Source organism: Streptomyces sp. NPDC032472 (genome assembly GCF_040636955.1).
GTDB lineage: Bacteria > Actinomycetota > Actinomycetes > Streptomycetales > Streptomycetaceae > Streptomyces.
Genome location: NZ_JBEZVK010000011.1, coordinates 145,046 through 165,919 on the forward strand (window position 1 = coordinate 145,046; position 20,874 = coordinate 165,919).

The 20,874-nt window shown below is 69.3% G+C and carries 18 protein-coding genes; 12 read left to right on the forward strand and 6 right to left on the reverse strand.

Translation table 11 applies throughout. The annotated features are described in order from the left end of the window. Nucleotides 1–10 precede the first annotated feature (10 nt). The 3 genes from AB0F11_RS09725 to lysX are packed head-to-tail and all read right to left on the reverse strand — an operon-like array spanning nt 11 to nt 6,113. Nucleotides 11–4,108: an amino acid adenylation domain-containing protein gene (locus tag AB0F11_RS09725; RefSeq protein ID WP_362170214.1), complete on the reverse strand. Its 4,098-nt coding sequence runs from the start codon at nt 4,106–4,108 to the stop codon at nt 11–13. Nucleotides 4,109–4,113: 5 nt separating this feature from the next. Next, complete coding sequence (locus AB0F11_RS09730) at nt 4,114–5,238, reverse strand: M20/M25/M40 family metallo-hydrolase (RefSeq protein WP_362170164.1); 1,125 nt, start codon at nt 5,236–5,238, stop codon at nt 4,114–4,116. Further along, nucleotides 5,235–6,113, reverse strand: a complete 879-nt coding sequence (gene lysX / locus AB0F11_RS09735) for a lysine biosynthesis protein LysX (protein ID WP_362170166.1) — start codon at nt 6,111–6,113, stop codon at nt 5,235–5,237. Before lysX ends, AB0F11_RS09730 begins: the two co-directional genes overlap by 4 nt. A gap of 235 nt (nt 6,114–6,348) precedes the next feature. Between lysX and AB0F11_RS09740 the strand changes: the two genes are divergently transcribed. From AB0F11_RS09740 to AB0F11_RS09795, 12 genes are all read left to right on the forward strand, one after another. Continuing rightward, the gene (locus AB0F11_RS09740) at nt 6,349–7,080 is read left to right on the forward strand and encodes a sulfotransferase family protein (protein WP_362170168.1); all 732 of its coding nucleotides are present in this window, start codon (nt 6,349–6,351) and stop codon (nt 7,078–7,080) included. Between the two features lie 140 nt (nt 7,081–7,220). Beyond that, nucleotides 7,221–7,817, forward strand: coding sequence for a hypothetical protein (locus AB0F11_RS09745; protein WP_362170170.1), 597 nt, complete (start codon nt 7,221–7,223; stop codon nt 7,815–7,817). Nucleotide 7,818: 1 nt separating this feature from the next. Further along, entirely contained in the window at nt 7,819–8,868 is a 1,050-nt protein-coding gene (locus AB0F11_RS09750; RefSeq protein ID WP_362170172.1) for a BtrH N-terminal domain-containing protein, read from the forward strand. Between the two features lie 43 nt (nt 8,869–8,911). Next, nucleotides 8,912–10,207 carry a DegT/DnrJ/EryC1/StrS family aminotransferase gene (locus AB0F11_RS09755; protein WP_362170174.1) on the forward strand — a complete coding sequence of 432 codons (1,296 nt, stop codon included), beginning with the start codon at nt 8,912–8,914 and terminating at the stop codon, nt 10,205–10,207. Beyond that, on the forward strand, nt 10,204–11,046 hold the full coding sequence (locus AB0F11_RS09760; RefSeq protein ID WP_362170176.1) for a transketolase: 843 nt from the start codon (nt 10,204–10,206) through the stop codon (nt 11,044–11,046). The genes AB0F11_RS09755 and AB0F11_RS09760 overlap by 4 nt, the downstream gene beginning before the upstream one ends. Continuing rightward, complete coding sequence (locus AB0F11_RS09765; protein ID WP_362170178.1) at nt 11,043–12,002, forward strand: transketolase C-terminal domain-containing protein; 960 nt, start codon at nt 11,043–11,045, stop codon at nt 12,000–12,002. The genes AB0F11_RS09760 and AB0F11_RS09765 overlap by 4 nt, the downstream gene beginning before the upstream one ends. Nucleotides 12,003–12,016: 14 nt before the next feature. Then, on the forward strand, nt 12,017–12,190 hold the full coding sequence (locus AB0F11_RS09770; RefSeq protein ID WP_362170180.1) for a lysine biosynthesis protein LysW: 174 nt from the start codon (nt 12,017–12,019) through the stop codon (nt 12,188–12,190). A gap of 188 nt (nt 12,191–12,378) precedes the next feature. Continuing rightward, a complete protein-coding gene (locus tag AB0F11_RS09775; RefSeq protein WP_362170182.1) occupies nt 12,379–13,284 on the forward strand; it encodes a [LysW]-aminoadipate kinase in 906 nt (301 codons plus the stop codon). A 22-nt stretch (nt 13,285–13,306) separates the two neighbouring features. Further along, a complete protein-coding gene (locus AB0F11_RS09780) occupies nt 13,307–14,539 on the forward strand; it encodes an ATP-grasp domain-containing protein (protein WP_362170184.1) in 1,233 nt (410 codons plus the stop codon). Nucleotides 14,540–14,619: 80 nt separating this feature from the next. Beyond that, nucleotides 14,620–15,909: an ATP-grasp domain-containing protein gene (locus AB0F11_RS09785; protein WP_362170186.1), complete on the forward strand. Its 1,290-nt coding sequence runs from the start codon at nt 14,620–14,622 to the stop codon at nt 15,907–15,909. Further along, complete coding sequence (locus AB0F11_RS09790; protein WP_362170188.1) at nt 15,906–17,159, forward strand: MFS transporter; 1,254 nt, start codon at nt 15,906–15,908, stop codon at nt 17,157–17,159. Before AB0F11_RS09785 ends, AB0F11_RS09790 begins: the two co-directional genes overlap by 4 nt. Next, nucleotides 17,152–17,910, forward strand: coding sequence for an SDR family oxidoreductase (locus tag AB0F11_RS09795; protein WP_362170189.1), 759 nt, complete (start codon nt 17,152–17,154; stop codon nt 17,908–17,910). The genes AB0F11_RS09790 and AB0F11_RS09795 overlap by 8 nt, the downstream gene beginning before the upstream one ends. Nucleotides 17,911–18,142: 232 nt before the next feature. Here AB0F11_RS09795 and AB0F11_RS09800 read toward each other — a convergent pair whose 3' ends face one another. The 3 genes from AB0F11_RS09800 to AB0F11_RS09810 all read right to left on the reverse strand — a co-directional run. Continuing rightward, on the reverse strand, nt 18,143–19,399 hold the full coding sequence (locus AB0F11_RS09800; RefSeq protein ID WP_362170191.1) for a biotin carboxylase: 1,257 nt from the start codon (nt 19,397–19,399) through the stop codon (nt 18,143–18,145). 3 nt (nt 19,400–19,402) lie between these two features. Then, nucleotides 19,403–20,629, reverse strand: coding sequence for an MFS transporter (locus tag AB0F11_RS09805; RefSeq protein WP_362170192.1), 1,227 nt, complete (start codon nt 20,627–20,629; stop codon nt 19,403–19,405). An 86-nt stretch (nt 20,630–20,715) separates the two neighbouring features. Beyond that, the coding region (locus AB0F11_RS09810; protein ID WP_362170216.1) for a transposase at nt 20,716–20,874 on the reverse strand (159 nt) is incomplete at its 5' end.

Genomic DNA, 20,874 nt, shown 5'->3' on the forward strand with positions numbered 1-20,874 from the left:
GTACGTCTCCTCAAGACGCGAGCGCCTCTTCGATGGCCGCGACAACCTGGCTCAACGCCGGCTCTGTGAACAGGGTGTAGTGATCGCCGGGCACGCTTTCGACCCGGAACGGACCCGTGCACACTGTCTGCCACTGCTCCTCCACGGCGACGTGGGGCGAGGCGGTGAGAACGGTGACCGGTCCGCCGTACGGGCCCGGCGGGCGGTACGCCTGCATGGACAGGGCGCAGTGGCGGAACGTCTCGAAGCGGGCGCCCAACTCTTCGTCCGTGAGCTCAACGTCGACGCCGAGGTCCGTGAGTGTCTGTCTGACGTCGGCCACGCCGGCGCCCGGATCGTCGAGGACCGCGCCCACCTCCGGGCCGTCGCGCCCGGTCAGCCTGGCGACGTCGTGCACGAACCGCTGCCGCACCGTCGCCTCGTCGAGGGGGACGGAGTCCTCGTCATAGGCGGCGTCCAGGAGGACCACCGGAGGCCGCTGTCCGGTCGTCAGCTCGATCTGCCGGGCGACCTCGAAGGCGAGCACGCCGCCGTAGGACCAGCCGGCCAGACAGCACGACTCCGGCAGACCGGTGTTGATCAGGGACTGCGTGATCCTTGCGGCGGTCGTCGCCATCCCGTCCTGGGGAGTCACGGATGCATCGCGTGGATCGGCGGCGAAACCGGTCACACTGATGTCCTCGCGCAGTGCCCTGACCAGCGGTATGTAGCAGAACAATTCGCCTCCCGACGGGTGCAGCAGGATCACCTGCGCCGTGCCCGACGCATGCATCTCCACTGCTGCCCGGTCGTCACCCGGCGCGGCGGTCCGGGCGGCTTCCTGTCCGGTCAGGCTCTCCAGCGCGTCGAGCTGATCGCCGTCGTCATCGCGCCGTGCGGCGCGGACGGTGTCGATGGTGGCGGCCAGGTGGGCGACGGTGGGCGAGGCGAAGAAGACGCCGAGCGCGATCTCCACTCCGAACCTTCGGTTGATCGCCGACATCAGCTGAACAGCCTGGAGGCTGTTGCCGCCGGACAGGAAGAAGTCGTCGTGCACGCCGAGCCGGTCGTCGCGCAGCAGGGGAGCGAGCACGTCGCGCAGCAGCCTGCGTTCGGTCGTGGTGAGCGACTCGTCGCCTTCCCCCTCGCCCGCACGGCTCAGGTCCGGCGCGGGAAGCCTGCGCCAGTCCACCTTCCCGCTGTTGGTGAGCGGAAGCCGGTCGAGGACGACGAAGTACGAAGGGATCATGTACGACGGCAGGACCGTGCCCAGGTGCTCCCGCACCGCCGGCACCTGCTGCTCGGTGACCCCGGCCAGATAGCCGACCAGGTGCTTGTCTCCGTTCTCGTCGGTCCACGCCTGTACGCTGACCGGCCCGATGCCGTCGAAGCCGGTCAACGCCGACTCCACCTCGCCCAGCTCGATCCGCAGTCCGCGGATCTTGACCTGCTGGTCGATCCGGCCGAGGAAGACAAGCCGTCCGTCCGCCATCCGTTTCACCAGGTCTCCGGTCCGGTACAGCCGTCCACCGGGCGCGCTGCCGAACGGGTCGGCGATGAACTTCTCCGCGGTCAGTTCGTCCCGGTTGAGGTAGCCGCGTGCCAACCCGGCACCGCCGATCACCAGTTCACCCGGCACGCCGACCGGCACCTGGCGCAGGTTGCGGTCGAGCACGTGGGCCACGTGGTTGGCCATGGGCAGGCCGATCGGCGGCGAGGCGTCCCAGGTGCCCGGGCACTCCTCCACGATCATCGTCACCGTGCACTCGGTCGGCCCATAGCCGTTGAACAGCCGTCTGCCCGGGTTCCACCGGTTCACCAGCTCACCGCTGAACGCCTCGCCGCCGACGAACGCGATCCGCAGGTCGGTGAACTTCTCGGGTGCCAGCAGCGGCATCACGGTCGGAGGCAGGTCGATCACGGTGATGCCGGCCTGCTCCATCAGTGACTGGAGCCGGTCGATGGACAGCCGTTCGTCGTCGGTCGCCAGGCACAGGCGTGCTCCGGTCAGCAGCGCCGAGAACGTCTCGAATACGGAGACGTCGAAGGTCACGGAAGCGAACCCGAGTACCCGGTCGGCCGGTGTCAGGCCGAACAAGTCCGCTGTCGAATCGACGAAGTTGACCACGCCGCGGTGCTCCAGCAGCACACCCTTCGGCTTGCCGGTGCTGCCGGAGGTGTAGATGACGTACGCGACATCGCCGGGCTTCGCCGCGAGTGGCGGATTGTCGTGGGGCAGCGCCGCGAGTTCCCCGCGGACGTCTTCCAGCGTCACGACGGGCGCGTCGACCTCGCTCACGGCCTTGCCCGCCTCGGCGTGTGCGATCACCGCGCGCAGACCCGCGTCGGCGGCGATCTCCGCGACCCGTGCGGGAGGATGCGCCGTGTCGAGCGGCACATAGGCCGCGCCGGTCTTGAGCACCGCGAGGATCGCGGTCGGTACGTCTGCGTTCCTGCGCAGACACAGGCCGACCCTCGCGCCCGGTGCGACGCCGCGCTCGCGCAGCAGGGCGGCAAGCCGGTTCGCACGGGCGTTGAGTTCGGTGTAGCTGGTCTCGACGCCGCCGACGACCACCGCCACCCCGTCCGGGGACTCCTGGACGCGCGCCTCGAACTCCGCCACGATGGTGGATTCGCGGATCGGGCGCGTCGGTCCCTTGCCGACCTCGGCCAGGAACTTCTTGTCCGCCGGGCTCAGCACCTCGGCGGTCGACAACGGAGCGTCCGGGGCGGCCGTCAGGGTGTGCAGCAGCCCGTCGTAGTGGCGGGCGAACCTGGCGATGCTTTCGGCGTCGAACAGGTCGGTGTTGAACTCGATGACGAGGGGCGCGTCGGCGCCGGGAGCCGTCGGCTCCGTCAGGGTCCAGCTCATGTCGAACGGGCAGGTGCCGGACCGGACGACCTCTTGCGAGGTGGCGAGGCCGGGCAGACCGGTTGTGGTGGCCGCGTTCTCCACGCCGAACACGATCTGGAAGATCGGTGAGCGGGACGGGTCGATGACCGGATCCACCGCGTCGACCAGCTTGTCGAACGGCAGACCGCCCTGTGCGTCCGCCTCGGCCGACACGCGCCCGACCCGCTGGACCAACTCGCGGAAGGTCGGGTCGCCGACGACGTCTGCGCGCAGCACCCGCATGTCGGTGAAGAGTCCGATCACCGATGACACGGCGTCGTACCGCCGGTTCGCATCAGGCGAGCCGATCACCAGGTCGTCCAGGCCGGAGTAGCGGTGCAGCAGGGTGAAGAACGCTGCGACGACGACGTCGAACAGGCTTGCGTCCATCTCCCGGGCCAGCCCCGCCGCCCGCTCCAGACCCTCGTGCCCCACGACGAAGCTGCCGCTGCCGCCTGCGAAGGTGCGTGTGTCACCACGTGGCCGGTCGGTCGGGAACTCCAACACCTCGACGCCCGCCAGCTTGTCCCGCCAGTACGCGGCCAGCCTGTCCAGGTCACCGCTGTCGAGTCGGTCCCGCTGCCACAGCGCGTAGTCCGGGTACTGCACGGGAAGGTCGGGCAGTCGCGGTATGTCCCCATCCCGCAACGCCCGGTAGAACTCGGCGAGGTCACGCATCAGCACGACGCGCGACCAGGCGTCGCACAGGACGGTGGGTACGTCGAGCAGGAACAGGTGGTCCTCCGGCGCGACCCTGATCAACTCCGCGCGCCACATCGGCGTCCGGCTCAGGTCGAACGGTTCCCGGACCCGTCGTTCGACCAGGGCCCGTGCGGCGGCCAACCGCTGCTCGTGGTCGTCGCCTTCCGCTTCGACCACCGGCAGCTCGACCGGGACCCCGGTGGCGACGACCTGCATCGGGCCGCCCGCACGCGCCACGATCGCGGTGCGCAGCGCCTCGTGCCTGGCCACGACCGCGGCCAGCGCCGAGCGCAGCGCGTCAGGGTCCAGTGCGCCCCGCAGGCGCAGGCACAGCGGTGACCCGGATGCAGAGCTGTCCTCCGGCGCCGGGTGGTCGAGGAACCGCAGGGTCTGCTGCGCGTACGACAGCGGTGTCGGTCCGGTGTCACCGCGCGACGTAGGGCCCCGCCCCGCCACGGCTTGCGCCTGCTCCCTCAGCCGTGCGAGGAACTGCGTGCGGCGTTCCACGGGCAGCGCGGCGAGGCGCTGGGTCATGTCGGTCACCTGAGGCTCCTGATGGACAGCGGAGCGTCGCTCGCCCGGTCGTCCGAGCGCACGGGCAGGTGTTCCAACTCCGAGAGGGCGATGGTGAGGACGTCGATGCCGCGCAGGTAGTCCGACAGCACGATGTGCTCGTCGGCGGCGTGATCGAGGCTGCTGTCGCCCGGGCCGTACGTCGCCATCGGGATGTCCCAGACCTCGGCGAGGGTGTTCATGTCCGAGGTGGCTGTTTTCACCACAAGGCGTGGCCGGGCATGCAGTTGCCGGATGCCGGACACCAGCGCACGCACCGCCGGGTCGGCCCGGCCCACCCGGCAGGCCGCCACCGAGTTGAGCACTTCGAGGTGGCCGGCCGACAGCCGGTCACGCAGCCCGTTCACCAGCTCGTCGACGTCGAATCCCGGTGGGATGCGGATGCTGAGGTCCGCCGTCGCCGTGGTCAGGTCGCCGCTGAGCTGGCACAGAGTCGCGGCCGGCTCGTCGAACACGGCATGGCTCGCGTCGGGCCCGAGCAGCTCCACCAGCGCGTCCCAGCAGGCGACGGCCAGTTCGGACGCCTTCGGCGCCGGGTTGCTCGGGTGCGTGGCAGGACACTTGACGGTGTAGCGCAGGTCCAGTTTGCCCTTGTAGCCGAGCACCACGCTCGACCAGCCGCTCGGTTCGCCGATGATCAGCGCGTCCGGCCGGGCATGGGTGGCACGGATTGCCATCGCGCCACGCGAGCGCGGGGTCTCCTCCTCGACCACACCGACCACCACGAGCCGGCCGGAGAAGTTCACCGCGCCGGCCGCGGCACAGATCATCGCCGCGAGCGGTCCCTTCGCGTCCACCGCGCCGCGGCCGTAGAGCCTGCCGTCCTCGGAGCGGACCGGGAACTGACCCGAGACGGTGTCCAGGTGCCCGAGGAGCATCACGGTCGGGCCGTCACCGCGCTCGATCACGCCGATCACATTGCCCACGCCATCGATGTGTGCCTGGAAGCCCAGGCTCGTCATCGCCTCGGCCAAGTAGTCGGCCAGCACGCGCTCTTGGTACGACGAGGAGGGAATCTCCAGCATCTCGCGCAGAAGCCCGGCGGCGCACGTCTCGGTGACGTTGCCCGAAGATGTGAACGCCCAGTTCATCGTTGCGCTCGCTCCAGTAGGTGGTCGACGATGTGGTCCGCGACGTCGACCTGGTCGCCGAGCGCGGATTGGAAGCCGGTGAACTCGACCCGGTGGTTGACCTCCAGGACCAGCAGGCGGCCGTCGCGGTCCTCGATCAGATCGACACCCGAGATGTCGGCGCCGACGGCGGCGGCGGCATCGAGGGAGAGCTTGGCGATCTCCGATGTCACCTCGCACGGGCGGGTCTGCCCGCCGAGTGCCACGTTGGTACGCAGCGATTCACCGGTCCGGTACACGGCGCCCAGCACCCGACCACCGACGACGATCACCCTGATGTCCCTTTCGGGCTTGTCGATCAGCTCCTGCACATACCCGAGGTGTGACTGGGGGCCGGGCAGCGCGGCGACGTACTCGAGCACACCTTCCGCGCTGGCACGGTCGGGCAGTTGGACCACGAGCCGACCCCACGAGCCGACCAGCGGTTTGATCAGTGCCGGGTAGCCGATGGAGTCCAGGGCGGCCAGCGCGGCCTGCGGAGTGAGGCCGAGCGCGGTGCGCGGTGTGGGCACCCCGGCAGCCGCCAGGGCCATGGTGGTGCGCCACTTGTCGCCGCACACCTCGGTCGCGTCCGCGCTGTTGACCACGTCGACTCCCGCCGAGGTGAGGCAGCGGGCCCCGTACGCCGCGCGGAACTGACCGATCTCCCGGTTCAGCGCGAGCGTCCAGGGCAGCTGACGCTGACCTGCCGGGAACCACTGCCGGCGCGTGTCGACGTGGTCGAAGGGGACGCCTCGCCGGTCGAATGCGTCGAACAGTCTCTTCTCGTCAGCGCCGACCCTGCTGGCGAGCACCGCGATCCTGCGGTCGCCCGGGCGCTGTGGTGTCGCTGGCACGTGACCTCCGTGTTGACCGGACGGCAAAACCGACCTGCTGGGTGGAAAGGAGACTACGAGTGTGTCGACACCGTGTGCGTCCGCGGCAAGTTCATGCGCGGGGGCGCATTGCGTTGACTTTCCCCCAGGGTGGCTGCGAATTCTGATTACCCGGTTCCGGCGGCCTCTGTGCCACTCTTGACTGGATTCCGACTTGCCGTAACAGTTCACTGCCGTCAGATGAAGAGGGGGAATTGTGGCACACACGCCGGAACGGATCCCGGTACTCGCTATGTGGAGCGCGCCGCGCTGCCGCTCCACCGCGTTCGCGCGGATGATGACGGAGCGGGGCGATCGCGCCGTCGTGCACGAACCGTTCTCCCGAGTGGTCGACTTCGGTGAGGTGGAGGTCGGCGGCCGGGTCGCGCGCAACGAGCAGGACGTGCTCGCCGCACTCCGGGCCCTTGCGACTGAGAGGTCGGTGTTCTTCAAGGACACCACGGACTTCCACTACCCGGTGCTCCTCGCCGACGAGACCTTCCTCTCGGCCGCGACGCACACCTTCATCATCCGTGAGCCGGCCGCGGCCATCGCGTCGCACCATGTGCTCAACCCGGACCTCGGTCGCGACGAGATCGGCTTCGCCTGGCTGTACGAGATCTTCACCGCCGTGCAGACCGCCACCGGCACCACGCCGGTCGTGATCGACTCCGACGATCTGCTCGACCGGCCGGCCGAGACCGTGCGGGCGTACTGCGAGGCGGTGGGCATCCCCTTCCTGCCGGACGCGCTGAGCTGGGAGCCGGGCATGCGCTCGGAATGGCAGTCGACCAACAAGTGGCACAAGTCGACCAGTGAGACGTCCGGCTTCACGCGCGGCAAGAGCGGCGGAGCCAAGGCGGTCGAGGCGGACCCGGTGCTGCGCGCCTACCTCGATTACCACCTGCCGTACTACGAGAAGCTGCGCGCCGTTGCGCTCCGGCCGTGACCGTGCCGACCGGAATGGTCGGCAGGATTACCCGGTGAGCGCACCGAACGACAATTCGGGTATTCAAGGTAATCGCGGTGCGGACGAAAAGTTTGAATGGCTGAAATAGGTGTGGAACCTAAGACGGCGTTTCAGTGAGGGTGGGTCACTTGACGGGCATTTCCGTGACCTCCGCCAAAACAAGGCTGTGCGATCTGGTCGACATCTCCGGCCATCGCAACAATACGGCCATCTCCGCGGCGACGGAGACCACGGCGGGGGCATTCAATGTGTGGCGGAACTCGTTTGCGGCCGAGTATCTGCCGCCGGGCAAGAGCCTCGTCCACGTGGACGGCGTTCCCTTTGAGTTTCCTCCGGTGTGTGAAGGGCCGGACAACGTCCGCTGTGCCGGCCAGTTCATCGACGTACCGGAAGGGCGCTACGACTGGATCCATGTCCTGGCGGCGTCCGAACGGCGCTGCGAGGACACCGTCGAGCTGAGCTACGCCGACGGCTCCGTCGACGCGGAACCGCTGCGGGTCTCCGACTTCTGGGCGGCGCCCGCCTGGTTCGGCGAGGTCAAGGCGTTCGAGAGCCTCGTCATGCATTATCCGCACCACGTGCAGCGCGGCATCCCCGCGGTCATGTGGGCGCAGCGGGTGCCGGTCACCCGGCGGGCCGAACTGACCGGCATTCTGCTGCCGCGCAATGTCGCGGTGCATGTCTTCGCGGTCACCCTCCAGCGGACGGAGATCTGACATGCCCGTCGACACGACAGCCACGGCGGTGGCCCGGACCTACATGATCACCGGTCCCGAACCCGAGCTCTGGTACCGCGATCTCATCAGCTGCCTGCAGGCCGCTCTCGGCTCGTTCCTCGTGCGTGAGGGCGCCGATCCGCTGGAGGTGATCGGCGCGGGCTGGCGGTTCCTGCACCTGCCGGGCGACGTCAGGTCCGAGGAGTTCTACTATCCGTGCATCGAGGGCGAGTTGGGATCCGCGCTCGCCCCGCACCACGCGTTGCACGCGCGCTGGTGGCAGCCCGCCGACGAGCACGACGTCTGGCGCGAGGTCCGTGAGCACCTGGCGAACGACCGGCTGGTGATCGCCGCCGTCGACAACTTCCATCTGCCGTTCCGGCCCGCGTACGGGGATGTGCACGCCGCGCACCTCGTGGTGATCCACGGCCTGGACGAGACCCGTGGCGTGGTCCATGTCTCGGACGCGATGCCGCCCGCGTTCCGCGGTGCCGTACCGATCGAGGAGTTCCTGCGCAGCTGGGGCTCCGCGAACCCGAACGACGTCCAGGACGCGTTCTTCAGTGACGCCCGCATCGGGCGGCGCTGCCTCGACCTGCGCCTCGACGCCAAGCCCGAGCCCCTGACGCCCGAACTGCTCGGCAGCTACTTGCGGTTGAACATCGAAGGCTTCACCACGGCAGGGCCGGACCGGACCGGACTCGCCGGGTACGACGCGTTCGCCGCGGAGCTCGTGGACCGGTGCCGGGCGGGAGACGCCGGTGCGCTGACCGAGCTGTACCCGTTCGGCTGGGGCATGCAGGCCCAGGCGTCTTTGCACGGTGAACTGCTCCGATGCCGCGGCCACTTGTGGGGCGACCCGGCCCTGGCCGGAGCGGGCCGGGCCGTCGAGGCGGTCGCGCACGCGTGGACCGGACTGCGGTTCACCGGCGCCCACGGACTCGACGACCCGCGCGCGGCCGCATCCGACATCGCCCACCACGCCACGGTGCTGCGCGGCCGGTACGCCCAGGCGGTCGATGCCGTCGGCGCGGTGGCGGCGCGGCTGTGAACGCGTACGGACCGACCACCGGGACCTTGTGGAGTGGAGAGTGATGAGCAAGCTGGCAGCGTTCGGCGGCACGGCAGCCGTGCCGAGGGACCGGCGCCCCGTGCAGTGGCCGCTGATCGAGGACGAGGACCGCAAGGCCGTCCTCGACGCGCTCGACGGCCCGCGCCTCGTCTCCGACACGGACGGCGTGAACGCGGTGTCCGTCCTGGAGGAGACCTGGGCCCGCCGCTTCGGCCACGAGCACTGCGTCGCGGTGTCCAACGGCACTGCGGCCCTGTCCCTCGCCCTGGCCGCACTCGGTGTCGGACCGGGGGACGAGGTGATCGTGCCCGCGCTCAGCTTCATCGCCACGGGGATCGCACCGGTGCACCAGATGGCCGTCCCCGTGTTCGCCGACATCGACCCGGTGACCTTCAACATCGACCCGGACGACATCGAGCGCAGGATCACACCCCGCACCAAGGCGATCATCCCCGTCCATCTGCACGGCGCCCCCGCCGACATGGACCGGATCACCGAGATCGCGCGCAGACATGGCCTCGCGGTCGTCGAGGACGCCGCACAGGCGCCCGGCGCGACGCACCGCGGGCGACCGGTCGGCGCTCTCGGCGACGCGGGCGCCTTCAGCCTCCAGGTCAGCAAGAACATTCCGACCTGCGGCGAGGGCGGACTGCTGGTCACCGGCAGCACCGAGCTGGCCGAAGCGATGCGCAGGGGGCGGCAGTTCGGCGAGGTCATCGAGGCCGGCCGGGAGCGCGACTACATCTCGTACGGCCTCGGCTGGAACCACAAGATGAATGCGCTGCAGGCTGCGTTCACCCTCGCCCAGCTCGACCGGTACGACGCATACGAGGAAGCGCGGCAGCGCAACATCACCGCGTTCCTCGCGCGGCTCGCCGAGCTGCCCGGACTGCAGGTGCCGACCGCGCTCCCGGACACCACCCACGCCTGGCACATCCTGCGGTTCCGGTTCGACGCGGCCGCGTTCGGCCTGGACGGGGTACGGCCAGAGGCGCTGCGCTCGGCTCTGCGGCGGCTGCTGCGCGCCGAGGGCGTACCGATGTCGCAGTACCAGCTCATGCCGCTGCCGGACCAGAAGGTGTTCGTCGACCGGATCGGCTTCGGCTCGGGCCACCCGTGGTCCGTGACCGGGGCGCCCGGGACGACACAGGGCGAGGGCTACCCGGTGACCCGCGCGGTCATCTCCGACTCGCTGACCATCCAGAAGCGCCACCTCCACCCCGGATCGGGCGACTTGCTCCAGCTGTACGCGGACGCCTTCGACAAGGTGTGGGCGAACAGGGACACGGTGGTCACCCTCGCGAAGGCGGCCTCATGACAGTCACCCAGGTCTTGGAGCGGGACACCCTGGAGAGCGTTGCCGCGCGCATCCGAGCCCATGTCGTCGACATGTGCGCGGGCCCCGAAGGCGGCCACCTCGGCGGCGCGTTCTCCTGCGCCGACGTGCTCGCCGCGCTGTACTTCTCGGTGCTGAACGTGGACCCGCAGCGACCGGACGACCCGGATCGCGACCGCTTCCTGCTCAGCAAGGGCCACGCCGCCATCGGCCTCTACGCGACGCTGGCCGAACGGGGCTTCTTCCCGGTCGAGGAACTCGCCGGATACGGGCGGCCCGGCAGCCGGCTGATGGGACATCCGGTGCGTGCGGTGCCCGGTGTGGAGCTGCCGACCGGGTCGCTCGGCCACGGTCTCGCGCTGGCCTGCGGGTTCGCGCTGGCCAATCGGTACGCGGGCCGCACCGCGCGCAGCTTCGTCCTCATGGGCGACGGGGAGCTTCAGGAAGGATCGGTGTGGGAGGCGGCCATCGCGGCGGCGTCGCTGCGCCTCGACAGCCTGGTCGCCGTGGTGGACCGCAACGGGCTGCAGCTGACCGGCGCCACCGACGGGATCGCGCCGATGGAGCCGCTGGCCGACCGCTGGCGAAGCTTCGGCTGGGCGGTCCGCGATGTCGACGGCCACGACCCGGACAGCCTTGCGGAGCACCTGAAGTCCACGCCGTGGGAACCCGGCAGGCCGAGTGTGCTCATTGCCCGCACGGTCAAGGGCCAGGGGCTGCCGTTCCTCGCCGGGCGCAGCGCCAGCCACTACGTGACCTTGTCGCCGCGCAACCACGCGCGGGCGGTCCGTGCCCTACGAGCCACAGAGGACGCCGGATGAGCCGCGCGACGCGAGAGGCGTACCGTGACACGCTGCTTCCGCTGCTGCAGCGGCGTCCCGAGCTGATGTGCCTGGACACCGACACCGGCCTGTTCAACGCCGCGTACGCCGAGGCGGCCGGCGACCAGTACCTCAACCTCGGGATCGCCGAGCACAATCTGATGGGCGTGGCTGCAGGGATGGCCGCGAGCGGGCGGGTCCCGTTCGTCAACACCATGGCCGCCTTCGCCACGTCCAGGGCGCTGGAAGCGATCAAGATCGACATAGCCTACAACCGGCTGCCAGTCCGCATCATGGCCACCCACGGCGGCCTCGCCGCAGGCCACCTCGGCCCGACGCACCAGGCCCTGGAGGACCTCGCCGTCATGCGGGTGCTGCCAGGCATGACCGTGGTGGTGCCCGCCGACGCCGCCGCCACGGAGGCCTTCGTCGAGCAGAGCGCGGACGTGGACGCCCTGCCCGGACCGCTGTACGTCCGGCTCGGCCGCAAGCCGTCACCAGCGCTGCCCGCGACCGAGCCGCCGGTCATCGGGCAGGCGCAGACGCTGCGCGAGGGCGGCGACGTCGTGCTTGTGAGCTGCGGCCCCTACCCGGTGCTCGCCTGCCTCGCGGCGGCGGACGTATTGGCCGAAGGGGGCATCGAGGCGACGGTGTTGAACATGCACACCCTGCGCCCCTTCGACACCCGGACGCTGGTGGCCGCGGCCCGTCCTGCCCCGCTCGTGGTGACGCTGGAGGAGCACTGGCGCAGCGGCGGCCTCGGCGGCGCGGTCGCCGAGGCCCTGGCGGAGGCGGCGCCCACAAGGGTGTTGCGGCTGGGCGTGCCGGACCGGTTCGTCGACGAGGTCGGTGACCAGGAGCACCTCGTCGGCCACTACGAACTCACCGCGGAGCGGGTCGTGAGGACGGTCCGAACCGGCCTCGACGCAATGGCCCTCTCCGGAACCAACAATTGAAGGGACACCATCACATGACCACAGTGCAGGCCTGCCCGGAGTGCGAGGATGAGGTGACGATCGGTGCTTCGCCGCGGCTCAACGAGATCGTCGAGTGTGCGGGTTGCCGAAGCGAACTGGAGATCGTGGCGTTGAGTCCGGCGATGCTGGCTCTCGCGCCCGAGGTCGAAGAGGACTGGGGAGAGTAGAGACCGCGCACAGGCAGGGACGGGCCCACGCGTGCACCGGCCCGAGGTCGGGATCTCCACCCATCCCGGAGTGCCGGCCGACATGACTGCGACCGGGGCGGGGGCCGTGCGTGACGTGCAGACGGAAGCGCTCGGCCCGTCCTTCCCCGGCTCGCATCCCAACCGATCCCCGACGAACGGGAGAAGCTGTGACCACCAGACCGCTGACGGTCGTCAAGTGCGGCGGCAATCCGTCCGTCGATGCCGCACACATCTGCGCCGACGTCTCCCGGCTCGTCCAGGAGGGACAGTCGGTCGTGTTGGTGCACGGCGGGTCCGGGGCGATCGCCCAGCTGGCCGGGAGGCTCGGTGTCCCGCAACGCACCCTCCTGTCCCCGGACCAGGTGTCCGCGAGGTACACCGACCCGGCGACGCTGGAGGTGGTCGTCCTCGCGCTGGCGGGCGGGGTGAAACCGCAGCTCGTCGCGGAGCTGTCCCGGCTCGGAGTGCTCGCGGTCGGCCTCACCGGCCTGGACGGGGGCATGCTGCGCGCCCGCCGCAAGTCCGCCGTGCGGTCCGTCGTGGACGGCCGGACGACACTGGTCCGGGACAACCTCAGCGGTAGGCTCAGCGAGGTGCGCACCGAACTGGTGGAAACCCTGCTGCGGTCCGGCTTCGTGCCGGTGGTCTCACCGCCCGCGATCGACGAGGACGGCCAACCGGTGAACGTCGACGCCGACCGTGTCGCGGCGGCGCTCGCGGCGGCACTCGGGGCCGACCAGTTGGTGCTGCTGACCGGCGCACCGGGCGTACTCGCCGACCCGGACGACGGCAACAGCGTGCTGAGCACCTACGAGGTGCCCGCGACCGGGGCGCCGGGCCGGTTCGCCGGCGGCGGCATGGCGCTCAAACTCATCGCGGCACGTGAGGCGCTGACCGGCGGAGTGCCGTCGGTACGCATCGCGGACGGGCGGGTGCCCGACCCGGTCAGCCGGGCGCTGCGGGGTTCCGGCACCACGGTGACCGTGGATTTACCGTCCCGCCAACGGTATGGATACGAGCCTTCGTTGGCGGTTTCTCCGACAGGCAGGGAGACTGCTGACGATGCCAACTAGCCTTCGCCCGACCACGACCCGAGTGGCGATCGTCGACGCGTACTCGACAGGGCGCTTCCTTCCGGCGGCGCTGCGCCAGTACGGCATGGAATGTGTGCACGTCCTGTCGCAGAACCCCGACCTCAACATCAAAGTCAACTCTGACGACTACGTGGGCGATGTCCGGCATGACGGCGACGTCGTGGCCACGGCTTCCACGCTGCGCGAGTATGGGGTCGGTCATGTGATCGCCGGCTATGAGTCGGGCGTCGAACTGGTCGATCAGCTCTCCGCCGAACTCGGCACGCGCGGCAACGGGTTGAACAAATCGGCTGCTCGCCGCAACAAATACGAGATGGCCCTGGCCATGCGTGAGGCCGGACTGGCGCATGCAGCCAGTTTCGTGTCGTCCAACGTGGACGACACGATCGCATGGGCCGAGTCGTCCGCGGGCTATCCGGTCGTCTTGAAGCCGATCTCGGGCTATGCCACGAACAACGTCATGGCATGTTCGTCCGCCGAGCAGATTCGCGCCGCCCACGAAAAGATAATGAGCAGTACCGACGGCCGCGGGATACCCAATGCGGTGGTGCTCGCGCAGGAGTTCCTGGCTGGAGACGAGCACTACGTCAATACGGTCAGCCATGACGGCAAGCATCACACTGTCGAGATCTGGCGCTACTACAAACGCCGGGTCCCTGGTGGCGACTTCGTCTACGACTACGACGAGCCGCTGGCGCCGGATGATCCGAATGCCAAGAAGCTGGAGTCTTACGTCCATCAGGTGCTCGATGCCCTGGAGATCCGCCATGGAGCGGCGCATACCGAGGTCATGCTGACCGCCAGGGGACCGGTGCTCGTCGAATGCAACGCACGTGCTGGCGGCGGTCAGCTTCCGGAGATCATCACGCGTTGTTTCGGGACCAACCAGGTGGAGCTCCTTGCCCTGTCCGCGGCGCGGCCGGACGAATTCAACCAACTGCACACGGCTGACTACCAGTTGCTTCAGCACTCGCGTTCCGTGACGCTCATCAACCCGAGGGACCACAGTGTGGTCCCCTCCCACGAGGCGATGGCCGTGGTCCGTGCGTTGCCGACCTATGCCGACTGCGTCATGACGCTGCCGGCCGGAAACCCGCTACCCCGGTCCGTGGACGTCGCGACGCAGCCGGGGCTCGTATACCTCATCTCCGGTGATCCGGCAGCGGTGCGTGCCGACTACCAGACGCTGCGGCAGATCGAACAGGACCATCTCTTCGGCGACGGCCCCCTGTAAGGGACGTCGACATGACCGCGGACGGGGACCGTTCCCCGCTCCCGGCGAGCCGCCGGGGGAACCTGAGATGAGGAGCCACGATGTCCAACGATGTCCAGCCCACCGGTCAGCGGCCTCGCGTCCTGATCATCGGTGGCAAGCTCGACCATGTGCGTAAGGCCAGGGAACTCGGCCTGGACGTGATCCACGCGCAGTACCCGGATGCGTACGACCGCGATCACTGGCCCTATGTCGGCCAGGCGCTGCTACTCGACTACGGCGACATCGACCGGTTCCTGCCGCTGGCTCGGGCGTTGCACGAGTCGTACCCGTTCCGGACGGCCATGTCGCTCACCGAGTTCGGGCTGCTGCCGACTGCGCGGATCAACGAGGCGCTCGACCTCGACGGTGAGTCCGTCGCCACCGTGGAACTGCTGCTCGACAAGGCGCGGATGCGCCGTCACCTGGCCGCGAAGGACATCAGCCCGGTGGCCTCCGCGGTCGGCCGCTCCACGCAGGACGTACGGGACTTCGTCGCCGCGCACGGCCTCCCGGTCATCGTCAAGCCGATCCGTGAATCGGGCAGCCTGGGGGTGTTCTGCGTCCGCGACGAAGCCGACGTGGACGCCGTCGCCGAGCGGTACCTGTCCCTGAGCGAAAGGGAGTGGGCCGCTGGGGACGTGGCCTTCGCCGACTCCTTCGAGGAGTTCCTCATGGAGGAGTTCCTGGAGGGTCCGTGCTTCAGTGTGGAGACGCTGAGTTTCGACGGCCGGCATGTGGTCGTGGCCACGACCGACCGTGAGCTGGGCGGCACCGGGTTCGACGGCTTCGGCAGCACCGGCTTCGTCGAGGTCGCAGCGTGGCAGCCCAGCCTCCACCCGGCGGAAGTGGTCGAAGAAGCCGTACAGTTGGTACGGGACTTCCTCGACGCGGTGGGGTTGCGCAACGGCCCCGCGCACACCGAGGTCGTGCTGACCTCGCGCGGCCCGCGGATCATGGAATCGCACAACCGCATCGGCGGTGGCCGGATCAACGACATGGCCCAGATCGTTTACGGCGTCGACATGGAACCCTATGCGTTGGGAGCCTGGTCGGGTGTGGTGGAGCCACTGACGGCTTCGCCCGTGCCCCGAGGTGGAGCGTCCCTCCGGTTCCTCACCACGGAGCCCGGCCGGGTCGTGGAGGTGGCCGGCGTCGACACCGTGCGTGCGGACCCGGCGTGCGTCGACCTGCATGTGAAGGTGCAGCCGGGTGACGTGGTCCCACCGCTGACCTGGAACGAGGATGCACCTGGCCACATCGTCGTCCGCGGCGCCGACGTCACCGAGGCGATCGCCCACGGCAGGCGGCTGGCCGAGGCGGTTCGCATACGGACCGAGCCCGTCGCGTGAGCACCACGGCATCGGACCAGCCGGGCGTCGACAAGCCTCGGTTCCGCGACGCGCTGCGCGATCTGCCCGGCCGGGTGTGGATCATCAGTTTCGGCATCCTGGTCAACCAGGTCGGCAACTTCCTGCCCGTGTTCATCGTGCTCTACCTGACCAATCGCGGCTACTCCGGCATCGCCTCGGGGTTTGTGCTGGCCGCGTCGGGTCTGGGCAAGGTGCTCGGCAACGTCGTCGGCGGTTATCTCGCCGACAAGATCGGCAGGCGATGGACCATCGTGCTGTCCGCCGTGACCACCTCCGGGCTCACGGTGTTCGTGCCGTTCCTCGATGCGCTGCCGTTGATCGTCGTGCTGGTCGGGCTCATCGGTGTGACGTCGCAGGTCTACCGGCCGGCCGCGGCCGCGTTGCTGGTCGACTCCGTGTCGGGCGACCAGCAGCGACTCGCCGCCTTCGGAGTGTTCCGGTTCACGCAGAACGTCGGGGCCGCCGTGGGCGGCGTCATCGGCGGCATGCTCGCCAACACCTCCTATACGGAGCTCTTCTTGGGCAATGCCGCCGCGTGCCTGCTGTTCGGCTTGGTCATCGCGGCGTTGCTGCGGGACGTGCCCGAGCAGCCGTCCGACCAGGACGACGCGCACGCACAGACGGGCCGGTCGGTGGGATACCGGGAGGCGTTGGCGGACCGCGTCCTGGTGCGCTTCCTGGTGATGACCGTGTTTGCCGAGTTCGTCTACATTCAGTCCACCGTCGGCCTGCCCCTGCACGTCAACGACGTGGGTCTGAGCGAGCGTGACTTCGGCTTCCTCATCGGACTCAACGGCCTGCTGGTGCTGACGCTTGAACTGCCCATCACCGCCGTGGTCTCCCGGATCCGACCGGAGTACGTCCTGGCCATCGGCAACCTGATCACCGGTGCCGGTCTCGCGCTGACCGGTCTCGCGGACGGCATGACCCTGCTGCTGGGGACGGTGCTGGTGTGGACGCTCGGCGAGATGATCACCAGCTCCGTGTCCATGGCCTACCTGGGAAGTCTGGCGCCACCGCACATGGTCGGCCGCTACCAGGGGCTGTACGGCGTCGCGTACACGACCGGCACGGGCATCTCACCACTCATCGGCGGCGCCTTGTACTCGCTCGGCTCATGGGTTCTGTGGGGCATGGTCGGCGTCGCCGGGGTGCTGTCCGCCCAGTTCAGTCTGCCGCGCAGAGGCGCGGCGTCCAAAGCGAACAAGCAGGAGACAATTGATGACTGACTTCGGAGGACTGGTCGCGATCGTTACCGGCGGTGCGTCGGGAATCGGCCTTGCCACGGCGGAACTGCTGAACCGCAGGGGTGCCGAGGTCGCCGTATTCGACCTCAAACCGGACGGCCTCCCGGACGGCATCCTGGGCATCGAGGTCGACGTCACCGACGACGCCCAGGTCGAGTCCGCCGTGGCCGCCGTGATCGAGCGGTTCGGCAGGCTGGACGTGGTGGTGAACAACGCCGGCATCGGCGCGGTCGGGGACGTGACCGGGAACAGCGACGACGAGTGGCTGCGGGTCATGGACGTCAACGTGGTCGGGATGGTCAGGGTAGCCCGGCACGCGCTGCCGCACCTGCGGCGCTCACCCGCCGCGGCGATCGTCAACACCTGCTCGATCGTGGCCTGGGCCGGCGTCGAGCAGCGGGTGCTGTATTCGGCCAGCAAGGGTGCGGTGTACGCACTGACGCTGGCGATGGCGGCGGACCACGTCCGCGAGGGCATCCGGGTCAACTGCGTCGCCCCTGGCTCGGCGGACACGCCCTGGATCGACAGGTCGCTCAGCCAGGCGGCGGACGTGACGGCGGCACGGGCCGCGCTCAACGCGTTCCAGCCGACGGGGCGTCTGGTGTCTGCCGACGAGGTGGCGGGCGCGATCGCCTACCTGGCGAGCCCGTTGTCGAGTGCCACGGTGGGCACGGTGCTCGCCGTCGACAACGGCATGCACGGCCTGCGCCTGCGGCCGCCGGCCCAACCGTAGGCAGAGGAGTTGCCGCTGCCGGTCAGCGGAGTGCGGAGGGAGCGTCGATGGAGGCGGTCGCGGTGGCCCTGGCCGGGGCGGCCGGCGACCGCCTCTTGGCCGTCCTGCCCCCACGCGTCGACCCTGTCGAAGTGGTGGTGTGCCCTTGCTGCAGGTCCCGCACGGCGGGCCGGCCTTCGACGTCTCCAGGGGCGACGTCCGCACCGCGAACCCCGCCCCTGTGTGACGGCCGTCAGTCGTTCGGTGTCGCGTGCACCAGGTCAACCGGTTCCGCACGCACCTGGAATTCGGCCGCGACGGTGCGGATCGCCTCCTCCACGTCCTGGCTCGACCTCCCGCGGAACCGGAATCGGCCACCGACGTGTTCGTAGTACGAGTCCGCATCGGGCAGGACCTCGCCTGCCGTCAGCAACGCCTCGGCGTACGGACCCGGATGCCGCCCCACCATCGGCGTGACCTCGGTGATCCGGCAGGGACGGTCCGTCGGCGCCGAAATGAGCAGCCAGCCGCCGACTTCATCCGGGATCGGCGGGACCTCCTCGTCGATCTCCAGGCCCAGCTGAATCCGGAACGCGGTTTCCATCAGGTCGTACCCGTGCACCTCCCGCCAGAGCAAGGGAATTTCCGCGCCGCCCACTCTGGCACCGACCTCCATGAAGGCACAGGAACCGGTATCGGCGTCCACGAACACTTCGAGATGGAACACCAGAGCCTGGTCGGTCAGTGCACGCATGACCCCGAGTGCGAACTCGGCGATGATTCCCGTGATGTACGGGTCACTCTCCTCCGTCGAGCCCAGAAAGCCACCGGAACGGAAGTCCAAGGGGTTGTTCAGATACCGTGAGGCGCGTAGGACCAAGAGCCGTTCTCCGGTGAATACCCCGTCCACATGGTAGATCTGGTGAGGGTTGAACGCCTGCACCATTTGGGGGCCGGCAGCGAACGACAGCCTGTGCAGGTCAGCCGGCCCGTCGAGCCGGACCACGCCGGCGCTGGAACTGCCGGTCGTCGGTTTGACGATCACCGGCCAGCCGACGTACTCGGCGAATCCACGCACCGCCCCTGCGGCGGTCACCAGGGCGAAGGACGGTATCTCCACCCCCGCTTCCGCCACCCGCGCCGCCATCAGGAACTTGTCGCGGAAGGGCAGCAGTTGGTCCACCGAGGGGCCCGGCACCCCCCACTTGTCCCGCAGGCCGGCACCGACCAGGAGATCGTCCTCCTTCAGCGCCACGATGCGGTCCGGAGCCCCGTGCCGGCGCGCCAAGCCCTCCACCGCGTTCGCGACTTCCGCCAGGTTGTCGGTGGCCTGCACCGTGACCACCTCGGTGGCCTCGCGGGGGACGGCCGCGAGACCCACCTCGGTGCTCACATACGTGACCCGATGCACTCGGTGGTCGAGATAGCGCTCGAAGTCCGCATAGTGCTCCGCCCACCGATTGATGACGACGACATGCTCACTGCCGTTGAGCTGCTGTGGGGTAGACATTTCTCACCTCTTGAGCGTCGTAGTGGGGGCAGCCGAGGCGGCCTCTTCGAGGACCCGTCGTGAGCCGCGCTCCAGTGCGCCCCAGGCGGCGATCGCGACGATCACGCCGAGACCGCCGACCGCCGCGAAGGCGGCCTCGGAGCCACCGGAGTCGATGACGGCCCCCGAGAGCGGGGCGCCCGCCGCGGCGCCGGCGGCGAGCGCGGATCCGTAGATGCTCATGACCGTGGCCCGGTCACCGTCCTCGACCAGTTGGCTGACGGCGTTCGCGGTCGCGGCGAAAGCCGGCCCGCAGAGCGCTGCGGCCGGGGCGAGCGCCAGGGTGAGCGTCCACCAATTCCCTGCCGTCAGCCCCAGGGGCATGGTGGCCAGCCCCAGCAGACCGATGATCAACGGCACCGGGACGCTGCGCTGAAGGGTTCCGAACACCAGCCCGCCGACCAGCGAATACACCCCGCATCCAAAAAGCACGAAGCCGGTCCATTCGAGCTGCCCCGTGGACCGCAGGGAGCCGACGATGGCGACCTCATAGCCCGTGACGATCGCTCCGGCCGACAGCGAGCAGGCGAGGACCGCGACCAGCTTGACGGTCATCCGGCTCCGCGGCGCAGCGGGCGGCGGCGGGTGCTCAGTGCTCGCCGCCGCCGGCTCCTCTTCGATCCGGGGATTGCACAGCACCAGGGCGCCGTCGCTGATGACCAGGGCGAGACAGAGGACGACCAGCGCTCCCTTCGTCGAGACCTGAGTGGCGAGGAGAGCGGCCAAGGTGGGGCCGGTCATGACCGAGATTTCGGTGATCATCGAGTCCACGGCAAACGCGGCCTGCCGGTGCTCCCGTGGGACCAGTCCGCCGATGGCCAGCCGGATCACTGTGGAGCCCGGTACCAGCAGCAGTCCGGAGGCGAGAGCACCCACCGCGAATTCCGGGTACGACAGGTTCGGCGCCAGACCCCAGAACACCCCCTGGGCCACGATGGAGACCATCAACACCGGTCGCAGGCCGTACCGGTGGATGAATCGGCCCTGGATGGGCGAACCGATGGTGAACCCGGCGGTCCAAGCGCCGATGATCAGGCCTGCCTGCCCGTACCCATGGTGGAGCCCGCTGGTCACGTGCAGGGTCACGACGATCGGGATCGCCACGACCGGCAGCTTGGCCAGCAGCCCGAGCACCATGACGAGAGGGAAGCCCCGCACGCCGAAGACTATCCGGTACTTGTCAAGTCGCACTTCGGCTCCCGACTACAGGTTGGATCTGAAGAGACGCTATGGGGACGCGGGCACCGTGCGCGTCCCCTGAAGGCTTAGAGGTCGTTTCATTTGGTGAGGCGGCGGTGGCAGATGAGGGCTGCGGCTATGCCGACGAACGCGAGGAAGTGTTCTGCCTTGCGTTCGTAGCGGCGGTGGAGCCGACGGCAGCCGGCGAGCCAGGACACGGTCCGCTCGACGACCCACCGGTGGCGGCCGAGCCGCTG

Excerpts from the sequence above, each read along its gene's own strand:
- AB0F11_RS09725 (WP_362170214.1), bottom strand. The coding sequence starts at position 4,108 with ATGACCCAGCGCCTCGCCGCGCTGCCCGTGGAACGCCGCACGCAGTTC.
- AB0F11_RS09730 (WP_362170164.1), bottom strand. The coding sequence starts at position 5,238 with ATGAACTGGGCGTTCACATCTTCGGGCAACGTCACCGAGACGTGCGCC.
- AB0F11_RS09750 (WP_362170172.1), top strand. The coding sequence starts at position 7,819 with ATGCCCGTCGACACGACAGCCACGGCGGTGGCCCGGACCTACATGATC.
- AB0F11_RS09755 (WP_362170174.1), top strand. The coding sequence starts at position 8,912 with ATGAGCAAGCTGGCAGCGTTCGGCGGCACGGCAGCCGTGCCGAGGGAC.
- AB0F11_RS09760 (WP_362170176.1), top strand. The coding sequence starts at position 10,204 with ATGACAGTCACCCAGGTCTTGGAGCGGGACACCCTGGAGAGCGTTGCC.
- AB0F11_RS09765 (WP_362170178.1), top strand. The coding sequence starts at position 11,043 with ATGAGCCGCGCGACGCGAGAGGCGTACCGTGACACGCTGCTTCCGCTG.
- AB0F11_RS09770 (WP_362170180.1), top strand. The coding sequence starts at position 12,017 with ATGACCACAGTGCAGGCCTGCCCGGAGTGCGAGGATGAGGTGACGATC.
- AB0F11_RS09785 (WP_362170186.1), top strand. The coding sequence starts at position 14,620 with ATGTCCAACGATGTCCAGCCCACCGGTCAGCGGCCTCGCGTCCTGATC.
- AB0F11_RS09795 (WP_362170189.1), top strand. The coding sequence starts at position 17,152 with ATGACTGACTTCGGAGGACTGGTCGCGATCGTTACCGGCGGTGCGTCG.
- AB0F11_RS09800 (WP_362170191.1), bottom strand. The coding sequence starts at position 19,399 with ATGTCTACCCCACAGCAGCTCAACGGCAGTGAGCATGTCGTCGTCATC.